Raw genomic sequence first — 7,962 nt, 5'->3', positions numbered from 1 at the left:
GGGAGGGGGCTTCCGCCACCCATATGCGGCGGGCTTTTCGGGCGGTTTGCGAAGAAAATCGTCAAAGCGCGTTGCAGTGCGCTTGACTCAAAATGGGCTCCCGCATAAACACCGCCCTCCCGACGCGGCCCGCCGCTTCGGGGGCTCATTCGAAGCTCTCTTTTCTTTCCGAGGCGCTGAAGTCCATTCGGCGCCGCGGAGCGGTTCGGCCTCCTCGGAGGCGGGACGGTTTGGAAAAGAAAGTTGAAAATAGAGTTTGACAAAATGAGGCGCTGGTTTAAATAGCCGCCTCCGCCGACACCGGGCGCTAAACGGTGGGGYCGCTCCCCGGTTACGGAGGCGGCTCGGAGCTTCGGCTCTGGTCTTTGACATTGTTGATTTGGAAAGAGAAACGCAGGCGGCGGCGCTCTGGCGATGACCCTTYGAGGTCATCTTAGACGCTGACGAATGCGGTCTCTTGAAGACACCATTTATACGGTGATCGAGCTTTCGGGCTTGGTCATTGTGTGATGGGAACTCGTCAAGAAACTATGCAAACCAGATACGCGACTGAGGTTTTCCCCTCGGTCAAATAGCTGGAGTCAATGTCAACTCAACCTGAGAGTTTGATCCTGGCTCAGAGCGAACGCTGGCGGCAGGCCTAACACATGCAAGTCGAACGGATCCTTCGGGATTAGTGGCGGACGGGTGAGTAACACGTGGGAACGTGCCCTTTGGTTCGGAACAACTCAGGGAAACTTGAGCTAATACCGGATGTGCCCTTCGGGGGAAAGATTTATCGCCATTGGAGCGGCCCGCGTCTGATTAGCTAGTTGGTGAGGTAAAGGCTCACCAAGGCGACGATCAGTAGCTGGTCTGAGAGGATGATCAGCCACATTGGGACTGAGACACGGCCCAAACTCCTACGGGAGGCAGCAGTGGGGAATCTTGCGCAATGGGCGAAAGCCTGACGCAGCCATGCCGCGTGAATGATGAAGGTCTTAGGATTGTAAAATTCTTTCACCGGGGACGATAATGACGGTACCCGGAGAAGAAGCCCCGGCTAACTTCGTGCCAGCAGCCGCGGTAATACGAAGGGGGCTAGCGTTGCTCGGAATTACTGGGCGTAAAGGGAGCGTAGGCGGACTGTTTAGTCAGAGGTGAAAGCCCAGGGCTCAACCTTGGAATTGCCTTTGATACTGGCAGTCTTGAGTACGGAAGAGGTATGTGGAACTCCGAGTGTAGAGGTGAAATTCGTAGATATTCGGAAGAACACCAGTGGCGAAGGCGACATACTGGTCCGTTACTGACGCTGAGGCTCGAAAGCGTGGGGAGCAAACAGGATTAGATACCCTGGTAGTCCACGCTGTAAACGATGAGTGCTAGTTGTCGGCAGGCATGCCTGTCGGTGACGCAGCTAACGCATTAAGCACTCCGCCTGGGGAGTACGGTCGCAAGATTAAAACTCAAAGGAATTGACGGGGGCCCGCACAAGCGGTGGAGCATGTGGTTTAATTCGAAGCAACGCGCAGAACCTTACCACCTTTTGACATGCCCGGACCACCAGAGAGATCTGGCTTTCCCTTCGGGGACTGGGACACAGGTGCTGCATGGCTGTCGTCAGCTCGTGTCGTGAGATGTTGGGTTAAGTCCCGCAACGAGCGCAACCCTCGCTGTTAGTTGCCACCATTCAGTTGGGCACTCTAACAGGACTGCCGGAGTTAATCCGGAGGAAGGCGGGGATGACGTCAAGTCCTCATGGCCCTTACAAGGTGGGCTACACACGTGCTACAATGGCGACTACAGAGGGCTGCAATCCCGCGAGGGGGAGCCAATCCCTAAAAGTCGTCTCAGTTCGGATTGTTCTCTGCAACTCGAGAGCATGAAGTTGGAATCGCTAGTAATCGCGGATCAGCATGCCGCGGTGAATACGTTCCCGGGCCTTGTACACACCGCCCGTCACACCATGGGAGTTGGCTTTACCCGAAGGCGCTGCGCTAACCGCAAGGAGGCAGGCGACCACGGTAGGGTCAGCGACTGGGGTGAAGTCGTAACAAGGTAGCCGTAGGGGAACCTGCGGCTGGATCACCTCCTTTCTAAGGATGCTTCTCCAGCCTCTCACGAGGCTATTGAGGCTCCAATTAGTGCGCTAGACGCACACAAATGAGCGGATCGCCGCCGTCTCCGTTTCTCTTTCCACTCACTTGGTTCCGTTAGGGATCAAGTCGATCGCGAGCCCGGAGGCAGACGCCTGCGAAGGCCGTCATAGGCCTGTAGCTCAGGTGGTTAGAGCGTACGCCTGATAAGCGTAAGGTCGGCAGTTCGAGTCTGCCCAGGCCTACCACTCTTCTCCAACAGCTTCGGATCCGACCAGCTCTCCTGGCTCAACCCTGACAAGGGGCCATAGCTCAGTTGGTAGAGCGCCTGCTTTGCAAGCAGGATGTCGTCGGTTCGAATCCGTCTGGCTCCACCATGCTTTGTTGGATGTTCGCACATCGTCTTCGCTCAAGCAGCGAAGCGGTAGCGAAGGCGATGAAGCATAAAGCGATCGGAAAGATACAAGTTTGCAGCGTCACCTAGTGACGATGCGAAATGACATCGTGAATGTAGGGTTCAGCCGCTTCAGGTTGGACTTAAGAAGACATCATTGTCTGACAAATTGTAAAGCGCATGCGAGCCGTCCCTAGACGGTAAGCGCATGGGTTTTGCTGAGAACGATCAAGCGCATAAGGGCTTCTGACGGATGCCTTGGCATTGAGAGGCGATGAAGGACGTGGCACGCTGCGATAAGAGCCGGGGAGGCGCGAGCACCCTTTGATCCGGCTATCTCCGAATGGGGAAACCCACCTTTACGGTCACCCGACTTGCTTCAACCTCGGTTGGAGCACGATCGGTGGATCGGACAAGGTATAATGATCTGAATACATAGGGTCATTAAGCAAACCCAGGGAACTGAAACATCTCAGTACCTGGAGGAAAGGACATCAACCGAGACTCCCGTAGTAGTGGCGAGCGAACCGGGACCAGGCCAGTGCTGTCGTGACATAAAGCTGAAGGATCTGGGAAGGTCCGCCATAGTGGGTGATAGCCCCGTAAGCGTCAAATAGCGACAGACTTGAGTAGGGCGGGACACGTGAAATCCTGTCTGAACATGGGGGGACCACCCTCCAAGCCTAAGTACTCCTCAATGACCGATAGCGAACAAGTACCGTGAGGGAAAGGTGAAAAGCACCCCGACAAGGGGAGTGAAACAGATCCTGAAATCGGAAGCCTACAAGCAGTCGGAGCCACCGCGCGTGGTGACGGCGTACCTTTTGTATAATGGGTCAGCGACTTCATGTGCCGTGCAAGCTTAAGCCGTTAGGTGTAGGCGCAGCGAAAGCGAGTCTGAATAGGGCGAATAAGTACGTCGCATGACGACCCGAAACCAGGTGATCTATCCATGAGCAGGTTGAAGGTTGGGTAACACCAACTGGAGGACCGAACCGGTGAATGTTGAAAAATTCTCGGATGACTTGTGGATAGGGGTGAAAGGCCAATCAAACCTGGACATAGCTGGTTCTCCGCGAAAACTATTTAGGTAGTGCCTCAGACGGACTCCTCGGGGGGTAGAGCACTGAATGGATGCGGGCGGCGCGAGCTGTACCAATTCTAATCAAACTCCGAATACCCGAGAGAGATATCTGGGAGACACACGGCGGGTGCTAACGTCCGTCGTGAAAAGGGAAACAACCCTAACCATCATCTAAGGCCCCCAAGTACTGGCTAAGTGGGAAACGATGTGGGTTTGCTTTGACAACCAGGATGTTGGCTTAGAAGCAGCCATCATTTAAAGAAAGCGTAACAGCTCACTGGTCAAGCGAACCTGCGCGGAAAATGTAACGGGGCTAAAGCCAGTCGCCGAAGGTATGGGTTTGCTCTTTGAGCAAGCGGTAGCGGAGCGTTCCGTAAGCCTGTGAAGATGAGGCGTGAGCCTTGTTGGAGGTATCGGAAGTGAGAATGCTGACATGAGTAGCGATAAAGAGGGTGAGAGACCCTCTCGCCGAAAGCCCAAGGGTTCCTGCGTAAAGCTAATCTGCGCAGGGTTAGCCGGCCCCTAAGGCGAGGCCGAAAGGCGTAGTCGATGGGAATCAGGTGAATATTCCTGAGCCAGTTGGAAGTGACGGATCTGGTAAATTGTCGGTCCTTATTGGATTGGTTCCGGCAGTGAACAGGTCCCTGGAAATAACTCCAACGGAGACCGTACCCGAAACCGACACAGGTGGGCAGGTAGAGTATACCAAGGCGCTTGAGAGAACTATGCTGAAGGAACTCGGCAAATTGCACGCGTAACTTCGGGATAAGCGTGACTCTTCTTTGGGCAACCAGAAAAGAGTGGCACAAGCCAGGGGGTAGCGACTGTTTATCAAAAACACAGGGCTCTGCGAAGCCGCAAGGCGACGTATAGGGTCTGACGCCTGCCCGGTGCCTGAAGGTTAAAAGGAGGGGTGCAAGCTCCGAATTGAAGCCCAGGTAAACGGCGGCCGTAACTATAACGGTCCTAAGGTAGCGAAATTCCTTGTCGGGTAAGTTCCGACCTGCACGAATGGCGTAACGACTTCCCCACTGTCTCCAGCATAGGCTCAGCGAAATTGAATTCCCCGTGAAGATGCGGGGTTCCCGCGGTCAGACGGAAAGACCCTATGAACCTTTACTGCAGCTTCGCCTTGGCGTTAGCAGCAACATGTGTAGGATAGGTGGGAGGCTATGAAACCGGGGCGCCAGTTCCGGCGGAGCCATCCTTGAAATACCACCCTTATTGTTGCTGACGTCTAACCGCGGCCCGTTATCCGGGTCCGGGACATGGCGTGGCGGGCAGTTTGACTGGGGCGGTCGCCTCCCAAAGTGTAACGGAGGCGCGCGATGGTGGGCTCAGACCGGTCGGAAATCGGTCGTCGAGTGCAATGGCATAAGCCCGCCTGACTGCGAGACTGACAAGTCGAGCAGAGACGAAAGTCGGCCATAGTGATCCGGTGGTCCTGCGTGGAAGGGCCATCGCTCAACGAATAAAAGGTACTCTAGGGATAACAGGCTGATTTTGCCCAAGAGTCCATATCGACGGCAAAGTTTGGCACCTCGATGTCGGCTCATCACATCCTGGGGCTGGAGCAGGTCCCAAGGGTTCGGCTGTTCGCCGATTAAAGTGGTACGTGAGCTGGGTTCAGAACGTCGTGAGACAGTTTGGTCCCTATCTGCCGTGGGTGTACGAGACTTGAGAGGATCTGTCCCTAGTACGAGAGGACCGGGATGGACACACCTCTGGTGGACCTGTCATGGCGCCAGCTGTGCAGCAGGGTAGCTAAGTGTGGAATAGATAACCGCTGAAAGCATCTAAGCGGGAAACTAACCTCAAAACAAGGTCTCGCTGAGAGCCGTGGAAGACCACCACGTTGATAGGCCGGGTGTGGAAGTGCGGCGACGCATGGAGCTTACCGGTACTAATAGCTCGATAGGCTTGATCGTTCTTCAGTCAAACCCATGCAAGCTTTACAAACCTTGCCTGACACTGATGTCTTCTTCTTTGCCTTGCCCTCCCCCAAAGAGGGCAAGCAGCATCCTTTTCGCTGACCTGGTGGCTTTGCCGGGGGTTCCCCACCCGATCCCATTCCGAACTCGGTCGTTAAGTCCCCCTGGGCCAATGGTACTTCGTCTCAAGGCGCGGGGGTGGAGCAGCCCGGTAGCTCGTCAGGCTCATAACCTGAAGGTCACAGGTTCAAATCCTGTCCCCGCACCCAAATCTTCTACGTAAAGCCCCCAGGCCAAAGCTGGGGGCTTTCGTCGTTTTCGGCCCTTCGCACGGATCCGCCGGCTTTCGTCATCGCCAGGGCGCACGCATCAATTTTCATATTTGACGTAATGGTTCATATATGATGCCTTGTCGGCAGGCGCTCCGTCAGAGGGCGCGACCGGGAGGAAACGCCTGATGACCCAAGATCCCAGAGCCCGTGAGCAGGGCGCGCGCGCGGGCCTTGCGCCCCTGGTTCTGATCGTCGCGCTGTTCTTCCTGTGGGGCGTGGCCAACAACCTCAATGACGTGCTGATCCCGCACCTGAAGAAGGCTTTCTTCCTCACCGACCTGCAGTCGGGCCTGGTGCAGTCGGCCTTCTATCTCGGCTACTTCTTCCTGGCCCTGCCGGCCGGCCTGCTGATGCGCCGCTTCGGCTACAAGGCCGCCGTGATCGTGGGGCTGCTGCTGTTCGGGGCGGGGGCGCTGCTGTTCTGGCCGGCGGCCGAGCTGCGCCGCTACGAGCTGTTCCTGGGCGCGCTGTTCGTGATCGCCTCGGGCCTGGCGTTCCTGGAGACCTCGGCCAATCCGCTGATCACCGTGCTGGGCGATCCGGGCAGGGCCGAGCAGCGACTGAACCTGGCCCAGGCCTTCAACCCCCTGGGCGCCATCACCGCCGTGGTGGTCGGCCGCCAGTTCATCCTGTCGGGCGTGGAGCCCACGAAGGCGGAGTTCGCGGCCATGAGCCCGGACCAGCTGTCGGCCTTCCAGGCCGCCGAGGCCCAGTCGACCCAGGTTCCCTACCTGATCATCGCCGCCGTGGTGCTGACCTGGACGCTGCTGGTGGCGCTGACCCGCTTTCCGGCGCAGGCCAGCCGACCCGCCGCCGACGCCGTCGAGGACAAGGTCGACCGGCCGATCCTCGGGCTCTTCTCGCGTCCGCGCTTCCTGTTCGGCGTGGTCGCCCAGTTCTTTTATGTCGGCGCCCAGGTGGGCGTGTGGAGCTACATGATCCGCTACGGCCAGCACCAGGTGGCGGGCATGGGCGAGAAGGCCGCGGCGGCCTATCTGTCATGGTCGCTGGTCGGTTTCATGGTCGGACGCTTCGCCGGCACGGCGCTGATGAGCCGGGTCGATCCCTCGCGCCTGATGGCGCTGTTCGCCGCCGCCAACGTGGCGCTGACCCTGGCGGCCGTGGCCATAGGCGGCCACACGGGCCTGCTGGCCCTGGCGGCGACCAGCTTCTTCATGTCGATCATGTTCCCGACCATCTTCGCCGGCTCGCTGAAGGGCCTGGGCCCGCTGACCAAGACCGGCTCGTCGTTGCAGGTGATGAGCATCATCGGCGGGGCGGTGCTGCCGGCGGTGATGGGCGCGGTGTCGGACGCAAGCTCGATCCGCACGGCGATCCTCGTGCCCTGCGCCTGCTTCGCCGTGGTCGGCCTGTTCGCTGTCACCGCCCGCAAGCGCGAGGTCTCGGCCCACGACGCCGTGCTGGTCGGAGGTCACTGAGCATGACGCCGGAACTGATGGACGTGCTGGTCTGCGCTGCGCCGGGGCGACTGGTTCTCGAACGCCGCTCGACGCCGCAGCCGGGGCCGGGCGAGGTGCTGCTGCGCGTGCGCAGGGTCGGGGTGTGCGGCACCGACATGCACATCTATCGCGGCACCCAGCCCTTCCTGTCCTATCCCCGGGTGATGGGCCACGAGCTGTCGGGCGAGRTGGTCTCGGCGCCGGCCGGAAGCGATCTGGCGCCGGGCGATACGGCCTATGTCATGCCCTACCTGTCGTGCGGAACCTGCCCGGCCTGCGCGAAGGGCAAGACCAACTGCTGCATGAACATCCGCGTGCTGGGCGTGCACATGGACGGGGGGCTGGCCGAGTACCTGGCCGTGCCGGAGGGCTTTGTGCGCAAGGTCGAGGGCGTGGGCCTGGACGAGGCGGCGATGGTGGAGTTCCTGGCCATCGGCGCCCATGCCGTGCGCCGGGCGCGGATCGAGCCGGGGCAGGCGGCCCTGGTCGTCGGGGCCGGGCCGATCGGCATCGCCGTCGCCCTGTTCGCGCGGCTGGCGGGGGCGCGGGTGAGCGTGCTGGACGGCCGCGAGGATCGCCTGGCCTTCTGCGCCGAGCACCTGGGCGTGGAGCGGGTGGTCCCCCTCGGCGAGCATACGGCAGAGACGCTGGCCAGCCTGACCCACGGCGCCTTCTACGACCTGGTG

2 protein-coding genes, 2 tRNA genes and 3 rRNA genes are annotated in these 7,962 nt (G+C 59.1%); all 7 read left to right on the top strand.

Features of this window, described 5'->3' with window-relative positions:
• The first annotated feature begins 593 nt into the window (after positions 1–593).
• A 16S ribosomal RNA gene (locus tag AC1DEY_RS22510) occupies positions 594–2,075 on the top strand.
• A 171-nt stretch (positions 2,076–2,246) separates the two neighbouring features.
• A tRNA-Ile gene (locus AC1DEY_RS22505) sits at positions 2,247–2,323 on the top strand.
• A 53-nt stretch (positions 2,324–2,376) separates the two neighbouring features.
• Positions 2,377–2,452, top strand: a tRNA-Ala gene (locus AC1DEY_RS22500).
• A gap of 243 nt (positions 2,453–2,695) precedes the next feature.
• Positions 2,696–5,481 (top strand): 23S ribosomal RNA (locus AC1DEY_RS22495).
• Between the two features lie 105 nt (positions 5,482–5,586).
• Positions 5,587–5,709 (top strand): 5S ribosomal RNA (gene rrf, locus AC1DEY_RS22490).
• Together the 16S, 23S and 5S rRNA genes with 2 tRNA genes alongside form the textbook arrangement of a ribosomal RNA operon.
• Before the next feature lie 232 nt (positions 5,710–5,941).
• Positions 5,942–7,255, top strand: coding sequence for an L-fucose:H+ symporter permease (gene fucP, locus AC1DEY_RS22485; protein WP_476869930.1), 1,314 nt, complete (start codon positions 5,942–5,944; stop codon positions 7,253–7,255).
• Between the two features lie 2 nt (positions 7,256–7,257).
• The coding region (locus tag AC1DEY_RS22480) for an alcohol dehydrogenase catalytic domain-containing protein (protein ID WP_476869929.1) at positions 7,258–7,962 on the top strand (705 nt) is incomplete at its 3' end.

The organism is Arthrobacter sp. 05T47 (genome assembly GCF_056395825.1).
The sequence above is the reverse complement of the archived record's forward strand: the minus strand, read 5'-3'. Positions and strand labels throughout refer to the sequence as shown.